Source organism: Enterococcus devriesei (assembly GCF_001885905.1).
GTDB lineage: Bacteria > Bacillota > Bacilli > Lactobacillales > Enterococcaceae > Enterococcus_A > Enterococcus_A devriesei.
Genome location: NZ_JXKM01000008.1, coordinates 78,751 through 99,809, shown reverse-complemented (window position 1 = coordinate 99,809; position 21,059 = coordinate 78,751). Strand labels below are relative to the sequence as shown.

17 protein-coding genes are annotated in these 21,059 nt (G+C 40.3%); 14 read left to right on the top strand and 3 right to left on the bottom strand.

Annotation, left to right across the window (positions count from 1 at the left end; genetic code table 11):
* The first annotated feature begins 17 nt into the window (after positions 1 to 17).
* Positions 18 to 953, top strand: coding sequence for a DNA-binding protein WhiA (whiA, locus tag RV00_RS11785; RefSeq protein WP_071862791.1), 936 nt, complete (start codon positions 18 to 20; stop codon positions 951 to 953).
* A 28-nt stretch (positions 954 to 981) separates the two neighbouring features.
* On the opposite strand, the gene RV00_RS11780 is transcribed toward whiA, so the two are convergent.
* On the bottom strand, positions 982 to 1,497 hold the full coding sequence (locus tag RV00_RS11780) for a thioredoxin domain-containing protein (RefSeq protein WP_071862790.1): 516 nt from the start codon (positions 1,495 to 1,497) through the stop codon (positions 982 to 984).
* Between the two features lie 278 nt (positions 1,498 to 1,775).
* Between RV00_RS11780 and nifJ the strand changes: the two genes are divergently transcribed.
* The 4 genes from nifJ (at position 1,776) to glmM (ending at position 8,914) form a co-directional block, all read left to right on the top strand.
* Positions 1,776 to 5,444: a pyruvate:ferredoxin (flavodoxin) oxidoreductase gene (gene nifJ, locus RV00_RS11775; protein ID WP_071862789.1), complete on the top strand. Its 3,669-nt coding sequence runs from the start codon at positions 1,776 to 1,778 to the stop codon at positions 5,442 to 5,444.
* Positions 5,445 to 5,553: 109 nt separating this feature from the next.
* Positions 5,554 to 6,438 carry a diadenylate cyclase CdaA gene (cdaA, locus tag RV00_RS11770; RefSeq protein WP_071862788.1) on the top strand — a complete coding sequence of 295 codons (885 nt, stop codon included), beginning with the start codon at positions 5,554 to 5,556 and terminating at the stop codon, positions 6,436 to 6,438.
* On the top strand, positions 6,435 to 7,535 hold the full coding sequence (locus RV00_RS11765; protein ID WP_071862787.1) for a CdaR family protein: 1,101 nt from the start codon (positions 6,435 to 6,437) through the stop codon (positions 7,533 to 7,535). The genes cdaA and RV00_RS11765 overlap by 4 nt, the downstream gene beginning before the upstream one ends.
* A gap of 23 nt (positions 7,536 to 7,558) precedes the next feature.
* On the top strand, positions 7,559 to 8,914 hold the full coding sequence (gene glmM / locus RV00_RS11760) for a phosphoglucosamine mutase (RefSeq protein ID WP_071862786.1): 1,356 nt from the start codon (positions 7,559 to 7,561) through the stop codon (positions 8,912 to 8,914).
* A gap of 143 nt (positions 8,915 to 9,057) precedes the next feature.
* Here glmM and glmS read toward each other — a convergent pair whose 3' ends face one another.
* Positions 9,058 to 10,866 (bottom strand): glutamine--fructose-6-phosphate transaminase (isomerizing), encoded by a 1,809-nt coding sequence (gene glmS, locus RV00_RS11755; RefSeq protein WP_071862785.1) that lies wholly within the window; start codon positions 10,864 to 10,866, stop codon positions 9,058 to 9,060.
* Positions 10,867 to 11,325: 459 nt separating this feature from the next.
* Here glmS and RV00_RS11750 point away from each other — a divergent pair, with 459 nt between their 5' ends.
* From RV00_RS11750 to yihA, 8 genes are all read left to right on the top strand, one after another.
* A complete protein-coding gene (locus RV00_RS11750) occupies positions 11,326 to 11,613 on the top strand; it encodes a hypothetical protein (RefSeq protein ID WP_071862784.1) in 288 nt (95 codons plus the stop codon).
* 15 nt (positions 11,614 to 11,628) lie between these two features.
* Complete coding sequence (gene sppA, locus RV00_RS11745; RefSeq protein ID WP_071862783.1) at positions 11,629 to 12,657, top strand: signal peptide peptidase SppA; 1,029 nt, start codon at positions 11,629 to 11,631, stop codon at positions 12,655 to 12,657.
* Positions 12,658 to 12,671: 14 nt separating this feature from the next.
* A complete protein-coding gene (locus tag RV00_RS11740) occupies positions 12,672 to 13,205 on the top strand; it encodes an RDD family protein (protein ID WP_379925302.1) in 534 nt (177 codons plus the stop codon).
* Positions 13,202 to 14,125 carry a tetratricopeptide repeat protein gene (locus RV00_RS11735; protein ID WP_071862781.1) on the top strand — a complete coding sequence of 308 codons (924 nt, stop codon included), beginning with the start codon at positions 13,202 to 13,204 and terminating at the stop codon, positions 14,123 to 14,125. The genes RV00_RS11740 and RV00_RS11735 overlap by 4 nt, the downstream gene beginning before the upstream one ends.
* Before the next feature lie 103 nt (positions 14,126 to 14,228).
* Positions 14,229 to 15,512, top strand: coding sequence for a trigger factor (tig, locus tag RV00_RS11730; RefSeq protein ID WP_071862780.1), 1,284 nt, complete (start codon positions 14,229 to 14,231; stop codon positions 15,510 to 15,512).
* A 266-nt stretch (positions 15,513 to 15,778) separates the two neighbouring features.
* Entirely contained in the window at positions 15,779 to 17,218 is a 1,440-nt protein-coding gene (locus RV00_RS11725) for a GH25 family lysozyme (protein WP_071862779.1), read from the top strand.
* Positions 17,219 to 17,460: 242 nt separating this feature from the next.
* Complete coding sequence (clpX, locus tag RV00_RS11720) at positions 17,461 to 18,708, top strand: ATP-dependent Clp protease ATP-binding subunit ClpX (protein WP_071862778.1); 1,248 nt, start codon at positions 17,461 to 17,463, stop codon at positions 18,706 to 18,708.
* 100 nt (positions 18,709 to 18,808) lie between these two features.
* Entirely contained in the window at positions 18,809 to 19,393 is a 585-nt protein-coding gene (gene yihA / locus RV00_RS11715) for a ribosome biogenesis GTP-binding protein YihA/YsxC (protein ID WP_071862777.1), read from the top strand.
* Between the two features lie 50 nt (positions 19,394 to 19,443).
* On the opposite strand, the gene RV00_RS16450 is transcribed toward yihA, so the two are convergent.
* On the bottom strand, positions 19,444 to 19,596 hold the full coding sequence (locus tag RV00_RS16450) for an SPJ_0845 family protein (protein WP_169818953.1): 153 nt from the start codon (positions 19,594 to 19,596) through the stop codon (positions 19,444 to 19,446).
* 134 nt (positions 19,597 to 19,730) lie between these two features.
* On the opposite strand from RV00_RS16450, the gene RV00_RS11710 reads away from it, so the two are divergent.
* On the top strand, positions 19,731 to 21,059 hold the full coding sequence (locus RV00_RS11710) for a hypothetical protein (protein ID WP_071862776.1): 1,329 nt from the start codon (positions 19,731 to 19,733) through the stop codon (positions 21,057 to 21,059).

Genomic DNA, 21,059 nt, shown 5'->3' with positions numbered 1-21,059 from the left:
ATAAAGGAGGGCTCGTCATGTCTTTTGCAGCAGAAGTAAAAAAAGAATTAACGGGTCTGGCCGTCCAAAAAAATCTAGCTCAAGCAGAGCTGGCCGCGTTGATTCGGATGAACGGCTCATTAAGTTTGAGTAATCATCAATTTGTTTTGAACGTCCAAACAGAGAATGCCGCGATCGCTCGACGGATTTTTACCTTACTGAAGGAGCACTACGGCGTACGCAGTGAATTATTAGTTCGTCGTAAAATGAAGCTAAAGAAAAACAATGTATACATCGTACGATTAAAGCAGGAAACACAAAGCGTACTACTAGGTTTAGATATTATGGATGGCATGATGTTTCAGGCCCATATTTCTGATGAAATCAAGCGTTCTGATGAAAAAACACGCGCCTATTTGCGGGGCGCCTTTTTAGCCTCCGGGTCAGTTAATAATCCCGAAACGAGCCGCTATCATTTGGAAATTTCGTCGATTTATGAGGAACATAACCAAGATATTTGTGATTTGCTCAATCAATTTGATTTGAATGCCCGTACTTTGAAACGAAGAAATGGCTATATTACTTATTTAAAGGGCGCTGAGAAGATTGCTGATTTTCTTACTTTGATCGGCGCAACTAATTCGATGCTGAAGTTTGAAGACGTTCGAATCGTGCGGGATATGCGTAATTCAGTCAATCGTTTAGTCAATTGTGAGACTGCTAATATGAATAAAACGATTGATGCCGCATCGAAGCAGATTAACAATATTCATTTCATCGAAGCAACGGTAGGCTTGCAGTCGCTACCTGAGAAATTACAAGAGATCGCTGAGCTGCGAATTCAAAATCCGGAGATCAGTTTGAAAGAGCTAGGGGAGACGATCCCTTCCGGCGCGATTTCTAAATCAGGCATTAATCATCGCATTCGAAAAATCAACGATTTTGCAGATAATCTAAGAAAAGGAACCGTTTGATTTTCAAACGGTTCCTTTTTAAGTGGTTCTATTCATTTAGATAGGTTGCTAAAGTTGCTTGATCAATCGATTCATCAAAGATGTGTTCCCCTAAAATAATCGTCGGAACAAACTGAATGTTGGCTTGCTGAGCTTCATTACGAATTTCTTGTTGCAATTCTTGATTAGCATGTTGTGACAAGTGCAATGTTTTTTCAGCGTAAGTGGCAACGGCTTCTAATTCAAAATCTTCCCAAACCTCTTGGGTCTCGTAGGCTTGCTGAATCTGCAGCAAGGCTTTTTTAGGATCAGCGCTGATGTACTCGTGCATGACATTGCCTCGTTGTAGGCTGATTTTATCTTTGTCTAATAATTTAATGATTCGTTGAACTTTACCTTCAGCAACGGCCTGTGCCAAAGTGGTTTGAGAGTCTTCAAACCATTTTTTACAGTAAGGGCAACGAAGATTAATAAATTCAATGATCCGCTTTGGCGCGTTGGCTGAACCAATTTTGATACCGTTGAAGTCATTGACTAGCTTTGCATTGATAACAGTAGTATCCATCGTTATTCACATCCTTCACCTATTAGTTTACAAAATATTTCTTAGAAAACAAACTCTTTTTAATTAGAAAAGTTAAAAAGAACATAGGGTAGGTTTAAAAATAATAAATGTTAGTTTATAATGAATCCGTTGTTATAAAGATTATAAAAGCACGCGTGCAACATTAACGATTATCTTAAATAGGCTGCTATTTTTGATAGAAAATAAGTTAGTTGTACGTTTTATGACAAAATTGCGGGAACAAAAAATCCGCTAAAGATAGAATATGGGGGAGAAACATGCGTAAGAAAAAAACGATGGATGGAAATACAGCTGCGGCGTATATTTCATATGCCTTCACGGAATTAGCCGCCATTTATCCAATTACTCCTAGTTCAACTATGGCTGAACTTGTTGACCAATGGGCGTCACAAGGAAAGAAAAACATCTTTGGTCAGCCAGTTTCAATAACAGAGATGCAATCGGAGGCTGGGGCGGCAGGAGTCGTTCACGGAGCTTTAAAAACCGGTGCGTTAACGACGACCTATACAGCGTCACAAGGATTACTATTAATGATTCCCAACATGTATAAAATCGCTGGTGAATTATTACCTGGGGTCTTTCATGTTGCCAGTCGAGCAGTCACCACGAACGCACTAAATATTTTTGGCGATCATGGGGATGTGATGGCCGCTCGTCAAACAGGATTTGCCATGTTACAAGAAAGTAGTGTTCAAGAAGTCATGGACTTGTCAGCGGTGGCACATTTAGCTGCAATCGAAGGCAGCGTACCCTTCATGAACTTTTTTGACGGTTTCCGAACAAGTCACGAGATTCAAAAGGTTGAAGTGCTGGACTATGACGAGTTGGCACCTTTGATCGACCAAGAAAAACTGAAAGCTTTTCGTAAGCGCAGTATGAATCCGAATCATCCGACGATCAGTGGGACCAATCAGAATCCAGATGTCCATTTTCAACAACGGGAAACCGTTAATCGCTATTACGATAAGCTGCCTTCAATTGTTCAAAAATATATGTTTGAAATCAATCAATTACGCGGCACTAATTATGACCTTGTGACTTATTATGGGGCTGAGGATGCTGAAGAAGTCATTGTGGCAATGGGCTCAGTGGCTCAAACGATTGAACAAACGGTGGACTATTTGAATGCTAATGGTCGTAAAGTCGGCTTTTTGAACATTCATTTGTACCGCCCATTCCCAACGGAAAATTTTCTAGAAAAACTTCCTGATTCAGTCAAATCAATCGCGGTATTAGATCGTTCAAAGGAACCAGGTGCTGACGGCGAGCCGTTATTATTAGATATTCAAGGCGTAATGTACGAAGCAGATATTCGTCCGAAAATTATTGGTGGCCGTTTTGGATTAGGGTCAAAAGACGTGACACCGGATCAAATTATCGCTGTTTACGATGAGCTGTTGAAGGACAAACAGCAAGCGAAGAAGCGTTTTACGATCGGGATCGTGGATGATGTCACCCATATGTCACTAGAATCGAAAGGTATCGTGGATTTAACGAATCCAAACACCTTCCAAGCAAAATTCTGGGGGTTTGGTTCTGATGGAACCGTTGGCGCGAACAAATCAGCAATTAAGATCATCGGGGACCATACTGATAAATATGCACAAGGCTATTTTAGTTATGACTCGAAGAAATCTGGTGGACTGACAGTTTCCCATCTACGGTTTGGCGATACGCCGATCCGCTCGACCTATCTAGTCGAAAGCGCAGATTTTATCGCTTGTCATACACCAGCTTATATCCATACCTATGATTTATTGAAGGGGTTAAAACCTGGCGGAATTTTCCTAATGAATACAATGTGGAATGATAAGCAGATGGATAAACTATTACCAGCCAAAATGAAACGCTATATCGCGGAAAATGAGATTCAGTTTTATACGATTAATGCGGCGAATTTGGCGATGGAAGTTGGATTGGGTTCACGCATCAATACAGTCATGGAAACGGCGTTCTTCAGTTTGACAGGAATTATTCCTTTTGACGAGGTATTAGATATCTTAAAAGCCGAAGCGGATAAAAGTTATCGCCGCAAATCGTTAGAGATCGTCGAAAAAAATATCGCGGCAATCGATCAAACCGTTGAATTATTACATCAAGTACAAGTTCCTGAAGCATGGAAAACCGTCGAGATTCCGAAAAAAATCCGGAAGACGCCAGTTTCTCAATATGTTGAGGAAATTGTTGAACCAATGAATTCACAACGAGGCAATGATCTAACAGTCAATGATTTAGTTGCTAACGGTATGACCGACGGGACGATTCCCACAGGAACGACTCAATTTGAAAAACGCGGAGTCGCTTTGGAAGTTCCCCATTGGCTTAGCGATCGCTGTACGATGTGTAATGAGTGTTCCTTTGTCTGTCCACATGCAGCGATTCGTCCGTTTTTAGCAGATGATGAAGAACTGGCTGAAGCGCCGGAAGGCTACATTGTCCGTGAGATGCGTGGAGCAGACGGATTGAAATACCGGATTCAAGTATCGGTGGAAGATTGTACCGGCTGCGGGCTTTGTGTCGAAGCTTGTCCAGCAAAAGGGAAAGCTTTAGTTATGAAGCCTTATGAAGAAGAAAAAGAACAAGCAATCAATTGGGCGTTTTCGATGACGTTGAAGCAAAAAGCCAACCCAGCTAAAACAAATTCTGTTCTAGGTTCCCAATTCAATAAGCCATTGTTAGAATTCTCTGGTGCCTGTGCGGGATGTGGTGAAACGCCTTACGTGAAATTAATGACGCAAATGTTTGGTGACCGGATGATGATTGCTAACGCGACGGGCTGTTCTTCGATTTGGGGTGCGGCAGCACCAGTTAGCCCATATACAACCAATGACAAAGGACAAGGGCCTGCTTGGTCCAACTCTTTGTTTGAAGACAATGCAGAATATGGCTATGGGATGTTCCTAGCCAACCAAACTCGTCGAAAAGAATTAGCGGATAAAATCAATGACGTTTTAGACCTAGTTTCCGATGAGTTACGTGAATTGATGGAAGACTGGATGGATCACATGTTTGAATCTGAAGGTACGCAGCAACGGGCAACCAAATTAACGGCTGCTCTTGAAACAGAAGGTCTAACAGATGCCAGATTGGCTGATATTTACGACAATCGTGATCTATTTGTCAAAACGAGTCAATGGATGTTTGGTGGCGATGGCTGGGCGTACGATATTGGCTTTGGCGGGATCGATCATATCTTGGCTAGTGGTGCAGATGTTAATATTCTAGTTATGGACAATGAAGTTTATTCTAATACTGGGGGACAAACGTCTAAAGCAACACCAGCATCAGCAATCGCAAAATTCTCGGCTGGTGGGAAGTATCAATCGAAGAAAGATTTAGGAATGATGGCCATGACTTATGGGAATGTTTATGTGGCACAAATCGCCTCAGGAGCGAACCAAATGCAAACCATCAAAGCCTTAGAAGAAGCAGAAAAATTCCCTGGACCATCATTAATTATCGCCTACACACCATGTATTAACCACGGTTTACGAGGTGGAATGAGTCAAACCTTGCGAGAAGCAAAAGAAGCCGTCGAATCTGGCTATTGGTCCTTATATCGTTACAATCCGGCTCAACGTGAAAAGGGCAAAAATCCGATGATCTTGGATTATAAGAAACCGAACTTCGAAACGATGATCAGTTTCATGAAACAGCAAGTTCGCTTTTCTGCCTTAGAACGAGTGCAACCAGATGATGCGCAACGGTTATACCAAAAGACAGTCAACGATGCGGAGACTCGTTTTTACAACTATGCCCGTTTAGCTGGACAAGAAGAGAAAATCCGTGCGAAGCTTGCTGGGGTTTCAGCAGAAGCTAACACTGCGGTAGCTGAAAAGCCTAAGCGAGAACGGACTGTTGATCCTGAAGCGGAAGCCCGTCGCGCGGCTCGGAGAGCGGCGCGTGCTGAAAAACGAAACAAGTAAATTTATAAGAAGAGTCTTAGCTTGGCTAAGGCTCTTCTTAAATTTTATGCTAGAGCTGTACCACTGTGGTATAATTGTAAAGAATTTTGTATAGAAAGAGAGGTTATCTATGCCTAATCGTCTAATTGAATTATTCAAACCAGAATATTGGCTTAGCTTTTTTTCTGAGAATCTTTCAACTTGGGATATTATCGTCAACCTTTTAGATATATTTGTTGTCTGGTTTTTGATCTATCGTTTGTTTGAATTGGTTCGCGGTACAAAAGCCGTCCAATTGATCAAGGGCGTGGCGATCTTTATTGGTATTCGGATCTTGGCTGAACTCATCGGTCTGCATACCTTGTCATGGCTAATGAATCAGATCATTACTTACGGAGTGATCGCGGCCATTGTCATCTTTCAGCCGGAAGTCCGACGTGGCTTGGAGCATTTGGGTCGTAGTTCTTTTTTCAAAACATCGAAAAAGGAAGAGCGTGATGATGAACGAATGATTTTAGCTTTCGACAAAGCAATCCAATACATGTCTAAGCGAAAAATCGGTGCTCTTGTCACAATCCAGCGTTTCACCGGCTTGGAAGAGTACATTGAAACGGGGATTGCCTTAGATGCGGATATTACTGGAGAATTGCTAATCAACATTTTCATTCCTAACACGCCGTTACACGATGGCGCAGTCATTGTGAAAAATGGCAAACTCGCTGTAGCCTCCGCCTATTTGCCACTGTCAGACAGTATGCTGATCCCAAAAGAATTTGGGACTCGTCATCGTGCCGCAGTAGGTATTAGTGAAGTCAGCGACGCGTTGACTTTTATCGTGTCTGAAGAAACTGGTGGAGTGAGTATTACCTTGAACAATGATTTTCTCCATGATTTGTCACAAGAGGAATACTTGGCTGTCATGCGGCGGGAGTTGTTGCCGGATGAAAAGAGCACTGGCAAAAAGAGTCTCTTACAAACTTTTTTAGAAGGGTTTACTAAAGGAGGCCAAAAATGATTATCAAGTTTAAAAAAGGCAATCTGCCGTATATCTTGATTTCACTGGTGTTTAGTTTGATTCTTTTTTTCAATGTGAATAGCCAAAACGTCAGTCGTTTGATTTCTTCTGAAACGAATTACGAAGAAGCCATTCAAAATGTACCGATCAATGTTTTATATGATTCGGATGAGTATTTTGTTCATGTCTTTTCATCAAATGTCTCAGTCAAATTAAGTGGAGCGAACCGAATCCAATTAAATAAAGAAGTGGACCCTGATACAAGAGACTTTAGTGTGGTAGCTGATTTAACTAAGCTTTCTTCTGGCACTCACGAAGTCCGCTTAAAGACGAAAAATTTAGCAAGTTCACTATTTGCGACGATCGAGCCGGAGACCATTTCGGTAACGATTGAGAAAAGAGAGAAAAAGCAATTCGATGTGTCGCCAGTATTAAGCAGTACGACCAGCAACAATGGTTTAAAGATCGGCGAGATGTCAGTGGAACCTGCTAAAGTCGAAATTACTACCGGAGAAAACACGATGAAGGAAATTGATCGTGTGGTGGCATCGGTGGATACGAGCAAGCTTTCCACTGATCAAGAGAGTGTTCAGGCGCAGATTCAAGCCTTAAATTCCAGTGGTGAGGCTTTGCCGATTCAATCAGAGCCACAAAATGTGACGGTCTCATTTGAAATTCAAACCCCAAGCAAAGAGGTTTCGCTTTATCCGATCCAAGAAGGGCAGCTGCCAGCGGCGGTAGAGAGTGTGAAGATTGATTTGAGCCGAACGAAGGCAACAATTACAGGCTTACAGTCTGCACTTGATCAAATAGACAGTATCGGAGTACCGGTAGATGTCAGTCAAATCCAAGGAACGGTTAAAAAATTAATTGATGTTCCTGTTTCTGATAATTATCAAGTGAATCCAAAAACAGTCAGTGCACAGGTCACACCAGTATTTAAAAATGCACAAGAATCAGAATCAAGTAATGCAAATCATTCTAGTTCATCAGAAAAAGAAGATTCAAGCGAAGCAGCCAGTTCTGTGGATTCGACGAGTTCACAATCCAGTACAACAGAATCATCTGCTGAATCGACAACACAATCAACGAATTAGATGAAGAAGGGAAATATAATTTAATGGGTAAATATTTTGGAACAGATGGAGTACGTGGAATCGCGAATAAGGAGTTAACACCGGAATTAGCTTTCAAGTTGGGACGCTGTGGCGGCTATGTTTTAAGTCAACACCAAGAAAGCGAGGGACGGCCACGGGTTTTAGTTGGGCGTGATACTCGAATCTCAGGAGAATTGTTGGAAACAGCATTGATCTCAGGCTTACTTTCAGTAGGGATCGAAGTCTTTCAATTAGGCGTCATTTCAACGCCGGGAGTTGCTTATTTAACACGTTTACAAAAGGCTGCAGCCGGTGTCATGATTTCTGCTTCACACAATCCAGCCGAAGATAACGGCATCAAATTTTTCGGAGCAGATGGTTTTAAATTAGTCGACGAACAAGAAGCGGAAATCGAAGCATTATTAGATGCGGAAGAAGACAAGTTACCACGTCCTTCTGCTGAAGGCTTAGGAACGTTGGATGAATTCCACGAAGGGTTATTAAAATACTCGCAATTCTTAGTTCAAACCATTTCAGGAGATTTGTCTGGCTTAACAGTCTGTGTAGATGCTGCTAATGGTGCGACTTCAACGAGTGTTAATCGCTTGTTTGCGGATTTAGAAACAGATTTTTATACGATGGGGACTTCACCAAATGGCTTGAATATCAATGACGGTGTTGGTTCAACGCATCCTGAAAAATTAGCAGAAATGGTTGTTGAAAAGGGTGCTGATGTCGGTTTGGCCTTTGATGGTGATGGTGACCGGGTGATTGCAGTAGATGAATTAGGTAATATCGTTGACGGCGACCGGATCATGTTTATTTGTGCGAAATATTTAGCTGAACGTAAACGCTTGAAGAAAGACACCGTTGTGACGACCGTTATGAGTAACCTAGGTTTCCATAAAGCAATCGAAGAAATTGGCTTATCCGATGTCATCACTCAAGTCGGTGACCGTTATGTTGTGGAAGAAATGCGTAAAAATGATTACAATCTTGGTGGCGAACAATCAGGTCACGTATTGTTCTTAGATTACAATACGACTGGTGATGGTATGTTAACAGGCGTTCAATTATTAAATATCATGAAACAAACAGGTAAGAAGCTTTCTGAGCTAGCTGGGGAAGTAACGATTTATCCGCAAAAATTAGTCAATATTCGTGTTAGTGATAAATATGGCGCGATGGATGTTCCCGCAATCAAGCAAGCAATCGACGAAGCTGAAGCTGAAATGAATGGCGATGGACGTATTCTGGTTCGTCCTTCTGGAACAGAACCATTGCTACGAGTGATGGCGGAAGCACCGACTGATGAAAAAGTAAACTACTACGTTGAAAAAATCGCGGCGGTCGTTCGTGCAGAAATTGGGCTAGATTAATTAAAGAAGTCCAATTTTATCATTAAGAAGCGAAAACACCTTTTGGCAATCCTAAATGAGAATGTCCAAAAGGTGTTTCTTTTTTTGGGTTAAAAAGCATCCAACCCGATAAAAGGCTGGATGCTTTTTTGTTTATCGACTGATTATTCAACAGTGACTGATTTTGCTAAGTTACGTGGCTTATCAACATCATAGCCCCGTAATAAGGTTGCGTAATAAGCAATCAATTGTCCAGGAATCACAGAGACTAACGGACGTAAGAATTGATGAACGACGGGTAAAATAATTTGGTCGCCGTCTTTGCTCAATTCTTCAGAAACGATCACTAAGGTGTGAGCTCCGCGACTTTCAACTTCTCGCAGATTTCCTCGTGTATGAGGTGCGGTTACTGCTTCAGTGATAATACCAATCACTGGTGTTCCTTCTTCCACTAAAGCGATCGTTCCGTGTTTCAATTCACCAGCTGCAAAGCCTTCTGCTTGGATGTAAGAAATTTCTTTCAATTTCAAAGCAACTTCCATTGAAACATAATAGTCTTCGGCACGCCCAATATAAAAGGCGTTGCGAGTGGTTGCTAAATATTCTGCGGCAATTTCTTCAATCATAGCTTTTTCAGCGATCATGACATCCATCGCGTTGGCTGCAATACCCAACTCTTTCGTCAAATCAAAAGATTTAGCGGCTACCACGTCTTTCGCTTCACCAACTGCTTTGGCTAAGACAGTCAAAGCGGCAATTTGCGCTGTATAGGCTTTAGTTGAAGCGACGGCAATCTCTGGTCCAGCGTGTAGAAGCATTGTATAAGTCGCTTCACGAGACAAGGTTGAACCGGCCACATTCGTCACTGTAAGAGAAGGGTAACCTAATTCATTCGTCTTCACTAATACTTGGCGGCTATCAGCAGTCTCACCACTTTGAGTTAAGTAGATAAAGAATGGTTTCTCTGAAAGCAACGGCATATTATAACCAAATTCACTGGATAGATGGATCTCTACTGGAATGTTGGCCAGACCTTCAATGATTTGCTTGCTGGCCCATCCGGCGTTATTGCTCGTTCCGCAAGCAACGATATAAATTCGATCACTGTTTAATAAACTTTGTAATAATTGATCTTCGATAACAACGGTTCCTGTTTCATCAGTGTATTCACTGATGATCCGTCGCATCGTAGCGGGTTGTTCATCAATTTCTTTTAGCATGTAATAAGGATAGGTTCCTTTTTCCATGTCAGAAAGATCGATTTTCGCTTCATAAGGTGCACGTTGGATTTCGTTGCCTGTTTGGTCTTCGATTTCAACATGGTCTTTAGTTACGATAACCATTTCGCCATCATTAATCTCAACGAATTGGTTAGTTTGTTCCAGCATCGCCATCGCGTCGCTACAGACAACGTTGAAGCCGTCGCCTAAGCCAATCAATAACGGACTTTTGTTTTTCGCAACATAGATAGTCTCACGATCTTCTTTGTCGATCAAGCCAAAGGCATAAGAGCCATGAATCTCCGCTAATGCTTTACGGAAGGCTTCTTTGGTCGAAAGACCTTTTTCAGCAAAGTATTCTACTAAGTGAACTGCGATTTCTGTATCGGTCTCACCGTAAAAGGTATCTTCTGCTAAAAAATTGGCTTTCAAATCATCATAGTTTTCAATCACACCATTATGAACTAAGACGAAACGTTTGCTTTGTGAAGTATGGGGATGAGCATTTTCTTCACTTGGTTCGCCGTGGGTTGCCCAGCGTGTATGACCGATCCCAATTGTGCCGTGGACATCCGCGCTGATCTTGTCCGCTAATTCTTTGATCCGTCCTTGTGACTTGATTAAATAGTCATCCTGTTGATCTGCTACGAAGATTCCAGCAGAGTCATATCCGCGATACTCCAGTTTTTCTAATCCATTCACTAAAATACTAGTTGCTTGTTCATTGCCTACAATTCCTACGATTCCACACATAATGTCTTCCTACTTTCCTATCATTATATGTTTCCGATCTGTCTGACCATTTTTTTGTTTTTTTATAAAAGTTTTGTAATGATCTGTAGAGCACAGCTGCCCTGAAGCCACCCGCCGAATATTTCGATAAGCTTCTTCCTCGTCACCTCTATCAAAGGTCTGGCGCTATCTCATTGGTGTAGCTGAGATTTTTTTGTTTTAACATCGGAAACAATGAATAATATAATATAAACTCGTCGTCTAGTCAAATGATTTTTTATTTTTAACAAATTGGTATATATGTAATTTGTTAAAAACCAGTTAGCAAAACAAAAAAACTTTCTGCGTTTCATCTATTGAGAGAATAAGGTAAAATGAGGAGGTACCCTTCTAAGGGAATTTTTTACCGAAAGCGTTTAGTGAGGAGACGTGGAATTTGAACGAGTAATTTCTTCACAGATTTGATAAGGAGGAAACAGCATGAATCAACCAGAAAATTTAACCGTCGGCCAGCTCCGTCAATTTTTAGCCCAGCTGAATGACAACCCAGAAATTAATGATGAAACGAAAATATTTTTAGATACAGGTTGGGATAGTATCCAAGAGATTACCCCGGATGCCTTAAGTATCGAGGAAGCGCAATCCTTTAAAATCGAAGATCCCTTGACCCATGAGCTTTTCGGCGGCTATTCTTTATTAGAAAAAGCAGAAAAGATGAAGGGTGAGGGTCTTATCGAAAAAGTGTTGGTCATTCGAAATCTATATTAATAAGGGGGAAATCAAATGAATAAGAGACGTTGGGTTGCAGTTGGGATCGCGCTAGTACTTCTGGTATTTTCTGTATTATCTTCAACGCTTAGCCGAAAAGCTGAGGACAAAAAAGAGTTGAGCCAAGTAAACGAACTATTATATGGCACGAATGAGCCTCAGGAAAAAACAGAAGTCGATGGCTCCAGCAAAGAAAAAATCGTCAAGTTAGTGGTAGAAGGAACGATTATCAACGACGGCACCAGTGGTTTATTTTCAAGTGGTGGTTACAATCACGAGGCATTTATGAAACAACTGGCAAAAATCAAAAAAGATGATACGGTGAAAGGAATTTTGCTAGAAATCAATTCACCTGGTGGAGCTGTTTATGAGACGGCAGAGATTACCCGAGCATTGAGGGCGTTACAACAGGACAAGAAGATTCCAATCTATGCGTCAATGGAGAGTCAGGCAGCTAGCGGCGGGTACTATATCGCAGCAAATTCTGACCGAATCTTTGCGACCGAGGATACTATGACCGGCTCAATCGGTGTGATTATGTCTAGTATGAATTATTCTGGCTTGATGGAAAAGCTCGGTATTACAGATGCGACGATCAAAAGCGGTGCATTAAAAGATATCGGCTCGACTTCCCGTCCCCAAACAAAGGAAGACAAAGAAGTGCTGCAAGCGTTTGTTGATAGCATGTATGGTCGTTTTGTTAAAACAGTGGCTGAAGGTCGCAAAATGAATGAAGCAGATGTTCGTAAACTAGCGGATGGTCGGATTTATGATGGTGCTCAAGCGGTGGAAAATGGTTTAGTTGATGCGATTGGCTATCCCGACCAAGCGTTGAAAGCATTACAAAAAGATCATGGGTTAAGTGGTGCGAAAGTGATTACCTATACTAGTGGATCAACCAATTTCATGAATACTTGGCTAGGCAATAGCTTGGCAGAACTCCAAGGAATCAAGCCAAAACAAGAAGATTTAGTAAGGAATATTGTTGAAAGTGTCGGCACTCCACAAGCTCCTAAAGCGATGTATCTTTATGGAGGTGAATAAAGATGACTGAAGAAATGACACACCGACCAGCGGTAGGTCCCGTCCAACAATTATTAAAAAAACCAAAGCAAGGGCCAGTCTTCAACCATTATCCCGATTATTTTTATAGTGGCTTTTGGATTCGTTTTTTTGCTTATTTGATTGATCTGCTTTGTATCTCGGCCATCACCAGCATTTTGTTAGGGTTGCCGGCAAATCTGCTAGGTTGGAATGAAAGTACAGATTTAATAAGTATTTATGGCATTTCGACGTTAGTCATTTACTTAGCGTATTTTATTTTATTGACGAAATTAAATCATGGTCAAACAATCGGTAAAATGATTTTTGGTATCCGAGTGGTTTGCTTTACCGAAGCTGTGCTTAGTTGGAAAACTGTGTTGGTGCGGGAAGGCGCCTGTCGTTTTATTCTACGAGGATCATTTTTTATGTTAGGTTATTTAGTAGCAATTTTTACACCGAACAAGCAACACCTCGGAGATTATTTCTCCGATACAAGTGTTGTGACGATAAATTTAGTAACAGCTAGAGAGGATTTTTCAGAAGCATGAAGCCGATCGATTTTCCAAATAAAGATCACTATTATTTAACCTTGGCCGAAGAAGCTTTTTCTACCGGAGACTACGTAATGGCATTAGAAAATTATAAGCTGGCTTATGAAGAAGCACCGTCGATCAAGCTGAATCATTTGATCGCTAGTCTAGCATTGGAGCAGGGAAATTTTACGGAGGCGCTAGCGTATGCTGGCGACGAACAAGATAGCTATCTAGAAACCCTAGAGACACTGGATCTATATTTACAGATTCAACTTTATACACACAATTTTTTCGCAGCCCGCGAGTTTTTATGGCGGGCACAAAAAAATAAAATGCTCACCGAGGAACAGCAAAATCTTTGGACCCTGCGAATCGATGATCAAGAGGATTTTTATCAAAAGCAGCAGCAAGCGGCAATCAAAAGTTTGGAGACTGAATTAATCAAGTTGCCGGAATTGTCCTCGATGGAGCAGTTGCAATTAGTACGAAAGGTCAAGGCCTTATCTGAAGAACGTTTGAAAAGCTGGGCAGAAAAATGGATGCTTGATCCCAATGTTGCCCCGCTCGTTCGCAGCTATCTGTTTGAAAATTTAGGACGTGTTGGCGTAATCGAAAAAGTTCGCTATTTGACTATTCAAGGCGAGATTGTTGAACTTTCGCCAGCCGAGACCGCTTTTGATGATAGCTTGCAGCAAGAGATTGAAGCTCGTTTGACGAACCGCTTAGAGGATAACGACCCGATTCTTTTGGCAAATTTATTGGAGCAGTTGAAACTGGAGATGGCCTTTTTGTATCCTTTACAATACTCTTTTATGAAGCCAGATGCGTGGGCGGAAAGTTATTTAGCGGAATATTCAGGCAGCCTTGCGGAGTTAGATGAACAGGTGGAAGCGATTCGGCAAAAAATTAGACAAATGATGTTTGATTATCATTAAAAAATGCCGAGAGCAAAAGCTTTATATTTACAATTAAGAACCAGTAGTGTACTATTTAAAGGTATGCAAAATGCAAGTATATTAGTATTCGGAGGGAACAAACGTGACTGCAAATTTTGAAAAAACAGGCACCAATGATGGTGTGTTAACTTTCTCGATTGAACAAGCAGAAATTCAAAAGGGATTAACAAATGCATTCAACAAAGTAAAGAAAAATCTTAATGTACCTGGCTTCCGTAAAGGAAAAGTATCTCGCCAAGTATTTAACCGGATGTACGGTGAAGAAGCATTGTATGAAGATGCATTAAACGATGTATTACCAGTTGCTTATGAAGCAGCGGTTAAAGAAGCAGGTATCGATCCAGTTTCTCAACCAAAAATCGATGTAGACAGCATGGAAAAAGGCGAAGCTTGGGTTATTAAAGCTGAAGTAACAGTGAAACCTGAAGTGAAACTAGGCGACTACAAAGAACTTGAAGTTCCTAAACAAGAAGTGGAAGTATCTGAAGAAGACGTGGATGCACGTGTGAAATCAGAACAAGAGGCGCAAGCAGAATTAGTTATCAAAGAAGATGAAGCTGCTGAAAACGGCGATACAACTGTAATCGATTTTGAAGGCTTCGTTGGTGACGAACCATTTGAAGGCGGCAAAGGCGAAAACTACTCACTTGAACTAGGTTCAGGCTCATTTATCCCTGGCTTTGAAGAACAATTAGTTGGTCACAAAGCTGGCGAAAGCTTAGACGTAACTGTCACTTTCCCAGAAGATTACCAAGCGGAAGATCTTGCTGGTAAAGAAGCGGTCTTTAAAGTAACAATTCACGAAGTAAAAGCTAAAGAACTTCCTGAATTAGACGATGATTTTGCAAAAGACGTTGACGAAGAAGTAAATTCTTTAGACGAATTAAAAGCAAAATACCGTGACGAATTAACAAAACAAAAAGCGGAAGCAGCGAAAGAAGCAAAAGACGAAGCAGCTATCAAACAAGCTGTTGATAATGCGGAAATCGTTGAATTACCACACGTAATGGTTCACGATGAAGTGCACCGTTCAATGGATGAATTCTTAAACAACATGCAACGTCAAGGAATCTCACCAGAAATGTACTATCAATTAACTGGTTCGACAGAAGAAGACTTGCATACTCAATTTGAAGGCGAAGCTGAAGGCCGCGTGAAAACGAACTTGGTAATGGAAGCAATCGTTGAAGCAGAAAAAATTGAAGCATCTAAAGAAGATGTGGAAAAAGAAATCAACGAATTAGCTGAAATGTATCAAATGCCTAAAGAACAAATCAGCCGCGTTCTAACGGAAGACATGCTAGAACATGATATTAAAATGAAAAAAGCTGTTGAATTAGTAACCGGAACAGCTGTTGAAAAATAAGTTTTTTGCCAAGAGCGCCCTTTTAAAGGGACGCTCTTTTTTATCTTTCAATTTTCTAAAAGAATAAAGATAGATTTCACAGAATTAGAATTATTTTATTAGAGTAAATTGCTTAATTATAAGGCGATATCCCTTATTTTTTAGAGTATTTCAAAACTATTATCTTCAAAAAGAGCCTTATATTTAGTAAAATTATGTTATTGATAAAAGCCATGCTTAGTTTGAAAAAATCATAATTGTTTAAAATTTAATCGAGGGAGGAAACAATGAAAAAGAAAATTTTAGGATTGAGTCTATTAGTTACGGTTTGCTTAGGCCTAGCTAAAACCGTTTCAGCTGAAGAATCGGTGACAGTCAATGATGGAAATGAAATTAGCACGTCAGAAGTAGTGGGAAGCGAGACAACTAGTACAAGCGCTTCTCAAGCTACCTCACAGACAAGTGAACAGATCATATCGAGCTCCAATGAAGTAGAAAGTACAGAAAGTACGGAAAACACTGAAAACACTGAAAACACTGAAAGTGAAGAAGCTGCACCTGTAGTGGAGAGCCAAATTGATACTGCAGAGGGAACAATGATGCTACCAAAAGGCCGTTCCGATTTGGCTCCGTCAATTCAATTATTTTCGGCTATACCGACAGTCCCTGTGACAAATACAAATACACCTAGTAAAAGCTTCATTGATATTTCTTCCCATAATGGAAATATCTCAGTAGCGAACTTCCAAAAGATCAAAAGTTACGGAATAACCGGTGTAGTTGTGAAATTAACGGAAGCAACGAGTTACATTAATCCATATGCCCAAGCTCAAATCAATAATGCCAAGGCTGCTGGGTTGAAAGTTTCTGCTTATCACTATAGTTGGTTTGTCAATGATGCTCAAGCAGTAGCAGAAGCAAATTATTTTTCAGCAGCTGCTCGAAGATTTGGCCTTGATAATAGCACAGTGATGGTAAACGATATTGAAGAACCTCAGATCGCTGGTAAAGGTAACCATACAAACAATTCTAAAGCCTTTGAAAATCGGTTGAAAGCATTGGGATTTGGTAATGTCCGTCATTATATCGGTTTGAATTGGATTAATTCTGGACGAATCAATGCTGCGACCTTAGGAAATAAAAATATTTGGGTAGCAGCATATCCTTACAATCTATCAACCCAAAATTTTTATACACAATATGGCGCTTGGCAATGGTCATCTCAACTGACTTTCCCGGGCATTAGTGGGAATTTTGATATTAATGCCGATTATACAGGGATGTTTAGCAATCCGGCACCAAAACCTCCATCAAATAATAGTATCCCTATGTATCGATTGTATAATCCTAATAATTATGAACATTTTTATACTGCAAATTTGAATGAAAAAAATCATTTAGTAAAAATTGGTTGGGGCAGATATGAAGGCATTGCTTGGAATGCGCCTTCCACTGGAGCGCCAGTCTACCGATTGTATAATTCTACACTTCGCGACCACCATTATACTTTGGATTGGAACGAAGTAAAAGTTTTAACAACAAAGCATAAATGGACATACGAAGGTATCGCTTGGTATTCTGATAATAATAAGAGCGTGAAGATTCATCGCTTGTTTAATCCAGGGTTAAGAAGCGGCTCTCATCATTACACAAAGGATCAAAATGAAGTAAACGTATTAAGGACACGAGGCTGGAAATATGAAGGCATCGGCTGGTACGCAAAATAAACTTCAAAAGAGGTGTGACGAAATTTCGTCACACCTCTTTATTTGTGAATAAATGTTTTTTAGAAGTAACTTATTCGAAAATTACTTCTCATATTATAAAAGCTGATCATTTCAATAAATGTTCTTTAGAAATCCTTTCTATTTGTTCTCGGTTTCTTTGTCTTTTTGAGGCTTTGTGGTATTATAGATAAAGACTGCAATCGTGGAAACACTTGTAGAGAAAGAAACAAGAGGTGACAGCTATGTATGAAAGCACAGGCGCAGGTGAGACAGTTCGCTGTTCATTTTGCGGCAAGACCCAAGAAGAAGTAAAAAAAGTTGTTGCGGGTCCCGGAGTATACATCTGTAATGAATGTATCGACCTTTGTAAAGAGATTATCGACGAAGAGTTCCACGAAGAAGCGATTCGTGAATTTATCGATGTACCGAAACCAAAAGAACTATTAGATGTTTTAAATCAATATGTCATCGGACAGGATCGAGCGAAAAAAGCTTTGTCAGTCGCGGTATATAACCATTACAAACGGGTGAATACTGAAAACGATGGAACCGATGAAGTTGAATTGCAAAAAAGTAATATTTGTTTAATCGGACCAACTGGTTCTGGTAAAACGTTCTTAGCTCAAACATTAGCTCGGACTTTGAACGTTCCATTCGCAATTGCCGATGCGACAAGTTTGACGGAAGCTGGTTATGTAGGGGAAGATGTTGAGAATATCCTCTTAAAATTATTACAATCAGCAGATTATAATGTTGAACGTGCGGAAAAGGGAATTATCTATATCGACGAAATTGATAAGATTACTCGTAAAAGCGAGAATGTCTCAATTACTCGTGATGTTTCCGGTGAAGGTGTTCAACAAGCATTATTGAAGATTCTTGAAGGAACCGTTGCGAGCGTGCCGCCTCAAGGTGGACGGAAGCATCCACATCAAGAGTTTATCCAAATCGATACAACGAATATTTTATTCATTGTCGGTGGTGCCTTTGATGGGATTGAAACAATCGTCAAGAACCGCTTAGGTGAAAAGACGATCGGTTTTGGAACAAATAACAAAAAAGTCGATGAGGATGAAAGCATTATGCAACAAATCATCCCAGAAGATTTGTTGAAATTTGGTTTAATTCCAGAATTCATTGGACGGTTACCTGTTACAACCGCTTTGGAAAAATTAACGACTGAAGATTTAGTTCATATTTTGACTGAACCTAAAAATGCGTTAGTTAAGCAATATCAAAAATTACTTTCTTACGATGAAACGGAGTTATCTTTTGATCCAGATGCCCTGAATGCCATTGCAGACAAAGCAATTGCACGGAATACTGGGGCACGTGGACTGCGCTCCATTATTGAGGATGTCATGATGGATGTTATGTTTGATATTCCTTCTGACGAAACAATCGCTAAAGTCGTTGTTACGAAAGATTCAGTTGACGGTTCTGGTAAACCAGTGATTGAATATCAAACGGACGAAAAAAAAGCCGGTTAGTAGGCGAATTCGAAAGTGAAAGTTGCTACACTAAAATAGATGTGTGAAAGGAGCTGCGACAGATTCGTGTCCCAGCTCCTTTTTTGAAAGGCGTGAAAGAATGAAAGTTCATAATGCAGAGATCGTAATTAGCGCGGTCTCGCCCAAACAGTATCCAGAAACAGATTTACCTGAAATCGCTTTGGCTGGACGTTCCAATGTTGGCAAATCTTCCTTCATCAATACTTTAATTGATCGTAAAAATCTTGCACGGACTTCTGGCAAACCCGGCAAAACTCAAACGCTAAATTTTTATCTAATTGAAAATGCTTTACATTTTGTCGACGTACCTGGCTATGGGTATGCCAAAGTTTCCAAAACGGAGCGGGCAAAATGGGGTGAGATGATCGAGACCTATATCACTAGCCGGAAACAACTGAGAGCCGTCGTTTCTCTAGTCGATGTTCGTCATGATCCTAGTAAAGAAGATATCCAGATGTACGAATTTCTGAAATACTATGATATTCCAGTGATCGTCGTAGCGACGAAGGCCGATAAGATTCCTCGCGGGAAATGGAACAAGCACACTAGCGCCATTAAGAAAAAATTGGATTTCGATCCAAGCGACACCTTCATCCTTTTTTCTTCGGAAACAAAGCAAGGCAAAGAAGAGGCTTGGCAAGCAATTGAAGCCGCAATCAAATAAAAAACTGCAGCCTGCGTTTAAGCAAAGGCTACAGTTTCAAGGGATCAGCTTTAGGCTTGATCCTTTTTTTTATCTGTATCGTCGTTCTTTGGTTTTAAAAATTTTTGAATGTCCGCATCTTTCTTGACTTCTTTATCAGGATCAACCGCAAACGATTCAAAAAGCTTGTCCAAATCATCGGCTCTTTCGAATTTTAAACCCATCTGAACACCTCCGCTTTATTTTTACCATAATTCATTCTAGTATACAATTTTTTGAAAACTTAATGGTCAATTTCTTAGTGATTTTTAAATCTTTAAGATATAATTAAAATAGAGAAAGAAGAAAGGGGAAGGCAATGACAAAACAACAAAAATTGTATGGCGTCAGCCAGCTTTGCGATTTAAAGCAATCCGATATTCAGTCACACTTAGCTGACTGGTTGATTATGAGTCGTTTATTGCTGGAACCAGATGAGATGTCGATCAACGGCTCTGAACAAGCATTTGACTATCAAGAATTGCAACAAGTCGTTGAGAATTTTGGTATGGAGGAGGATTTTTGGCTTCAAATAAAAAATCCTGAAGAAGAAACGACGATTCATTTACTGGGTGATACTCTTTTTGAAAAGTCGATCATCCGAGAAAAAACCTTTTATTATTGGGATACGGTTTATTTGGATTATTTAAAGGCACGTTTGATTCAACACGGTTTATTCGCCTACCTACGCTCGTATGACGAGTATTTATATCATAACACTAGTGAGCTAGTAAAACGGCGTTCCTTTGAGTCCGCGGAAGAAACACAAGCGTTACCAAAAATGAAAGGGCTTAATGGCGACGTAGTGGTGGATTGTAATAATTTTCCAGGCTATGATGTTTTTTACAAAGGGGTTTGTCTAACGTCTTGCTGGTGGTTGTTTCTAGGAGAGTCCTATAAAAAATTATTTGCGAAGCCGTTATTGTTGGAGATTCAGCAAGTTGAAAAAGTGGGTGAACTTGGCGGCGGCGTCTTTTTTGAATTATATAAGGACCCATTTCAGTGGCAGGAAGAACCTAATCTAAGATTTCAGCAACTGTTTCGTGATCAATTAGGGATTTCACAACTGTCTTATACGAACGGAATTGGATTGTTGAAGCAGCCGTATATTGAATTTGCGTTTGAAGATACAGTCATTCAAACGGTTCAGTATCAAAATGAACAGTTTCAACCAACTGAAAAAAATCGAGCTTCCTATTTTGTTACACGCACCTATAATTTTTTAACTAATCAATACCGGGTGAATCGAATGAAAGGCGGGCTAAATGCACTCGCTTATTTTCCTTGGATCGATGATGAAAGTGAACGTATGATGAACTATCATATTTTATATCCTGAATTGACGTTAGACAAAGGCTTAGCGGCTTTTGAGTATTATATTCGGGATTCAATCGAATTCAAGATTCAGGACGCCCGTTACAAAGACTACACAGCTGTTTTACAATTATTTATTCCTAAAAAAGCCTTTTTGGATTTTCCTTTGGAAGATTTGAAAGCAGCGTTAAACGATATGACGATCCATCAAGTCAGCCGAAAAAATGATTCTTTAACATTTTCATTGGAAAAAGAAGCAAAGCATTTGATTGTGTCATTTATTGATCAAAAAAAAGTGTCGGCTAAAAATCATTTGGACATACTGGAGATTTAA

What these genes read in the sequence shown, in the direction of transcription:
- whiA (WP_071862791.1), top strand. Translation starts at nt 18, where the DNA reads ATGTCTTTTGCAGCAGAAGTAAAAAAAGAATTAACGGGTCTGGCCGTC.
- RV00_RS11780 (WP_071862790.1), bottom strand. Translation starts at nt 1,497, where the DNA reads ATGGATACTACTGTTATCAATGCAAAGCTAGTCAATGACTTCAACGGT.
- nifJ (WP_071862789.1), top strand. Translation starts at nt 1,776, where the DNA reads ATGCGTAAGAAAAAAACGATGGATGGAAATACAGCTGCGGCGTATATT.
- cdaA (WP_071862788.1), top strand. Translation starts at nt 5,554, where the DNA reads ATGCCTAATCGTCTAATTGAATTATTCAAACCAGAATATTGGCTTAGC.
- RV00_RS11765 (WP_071862787.1), top strand. Translation starts at nt 6,435, where the DNA reads ATGATTATCAAGTTTAAAAAAGGCAATCTGCCGTATATCTTGATTTCA.
- glmM (WP_071862786.1), top strand. Translation starts at nt 7,559, where the DNA reads ATGGGTAAATATTTTGGAACAGATGGAGTACGTGGAATCGCGAATAAG.
- glmS (WP_071862785.1), bottom strand. Translation starts at nt 10,866, where the DNA reads ATGTGTGGAATCGTAGGAATTGTAGGCAATGAACAAGCAACTAGTATT.
- RV00_RS11750 (WP_071862784.1), top strand. Translation starts at nt 11,326, where the DNA reads ATGAATCAACCAGAAAATTTAACCGTCGGCCAGCTCCGTCAATTTTTA.
- sppA (WP_071862783.1), top strand. Translation starts at nt 11,629, where the DNA reads ATGAATAAGAGACGTTGGGTTGCAGTTGGGATCGCGCTAGTACTTCTG.
- RV00_RS11740 (WP_379925302.1), top strand. Translation starts at nt 12,672, where the DNA reads ATGACACACCGACCAGCGGTAGGTCCCGTCCAACAATTATTAAAAAAA.
- RV00_RS11735 (WP_071862781.1), top strand. Translation starts at nt 13,202, where the DNA reads ATGAAGCCGATCGATTTTCCAAATAAAGATCACTATTATTTAACCTTG.
- RV00_RS11725 (WP_071862779.1), top strand. Translation starts at nt 15,779, where the DNA reads ATGAAAAAGAAAATTTTAGGATTGAGTCTATTAGTTACGGTTTGCTTA.
- clpX (WP_071862778.1), top strand. Translation starts at nt 17,461, where the DNA reads ATGTATGAAAGCACAGGCGCAGGTGAGACAGTTCGCTGTTCATTTTGC.
- yihA (WP_071862777.1), top strand. Translation starts at nt 18,809, where the DNA reads ATGAAAGTTCATAATGCAGAGATCGTAATTAGCGCGGTCTCGCCCAAA.
- RV00_RS16450 (WP_169818953.1), bottom strand. Translation starts at nt 19,596, where the DNA reads ATGGGTTTAAAATTCGAAAGAGCCGATGATTTGGACAAGCTTTTTGAA.
- RV00_RS11710 (WP_071862776.1), top strand. Translation starts at nt 19,731, where the DNA reads ATGACAAAACAACAAAAATTGTATGGCGTCAGCCAGCTTTGCGATTTA.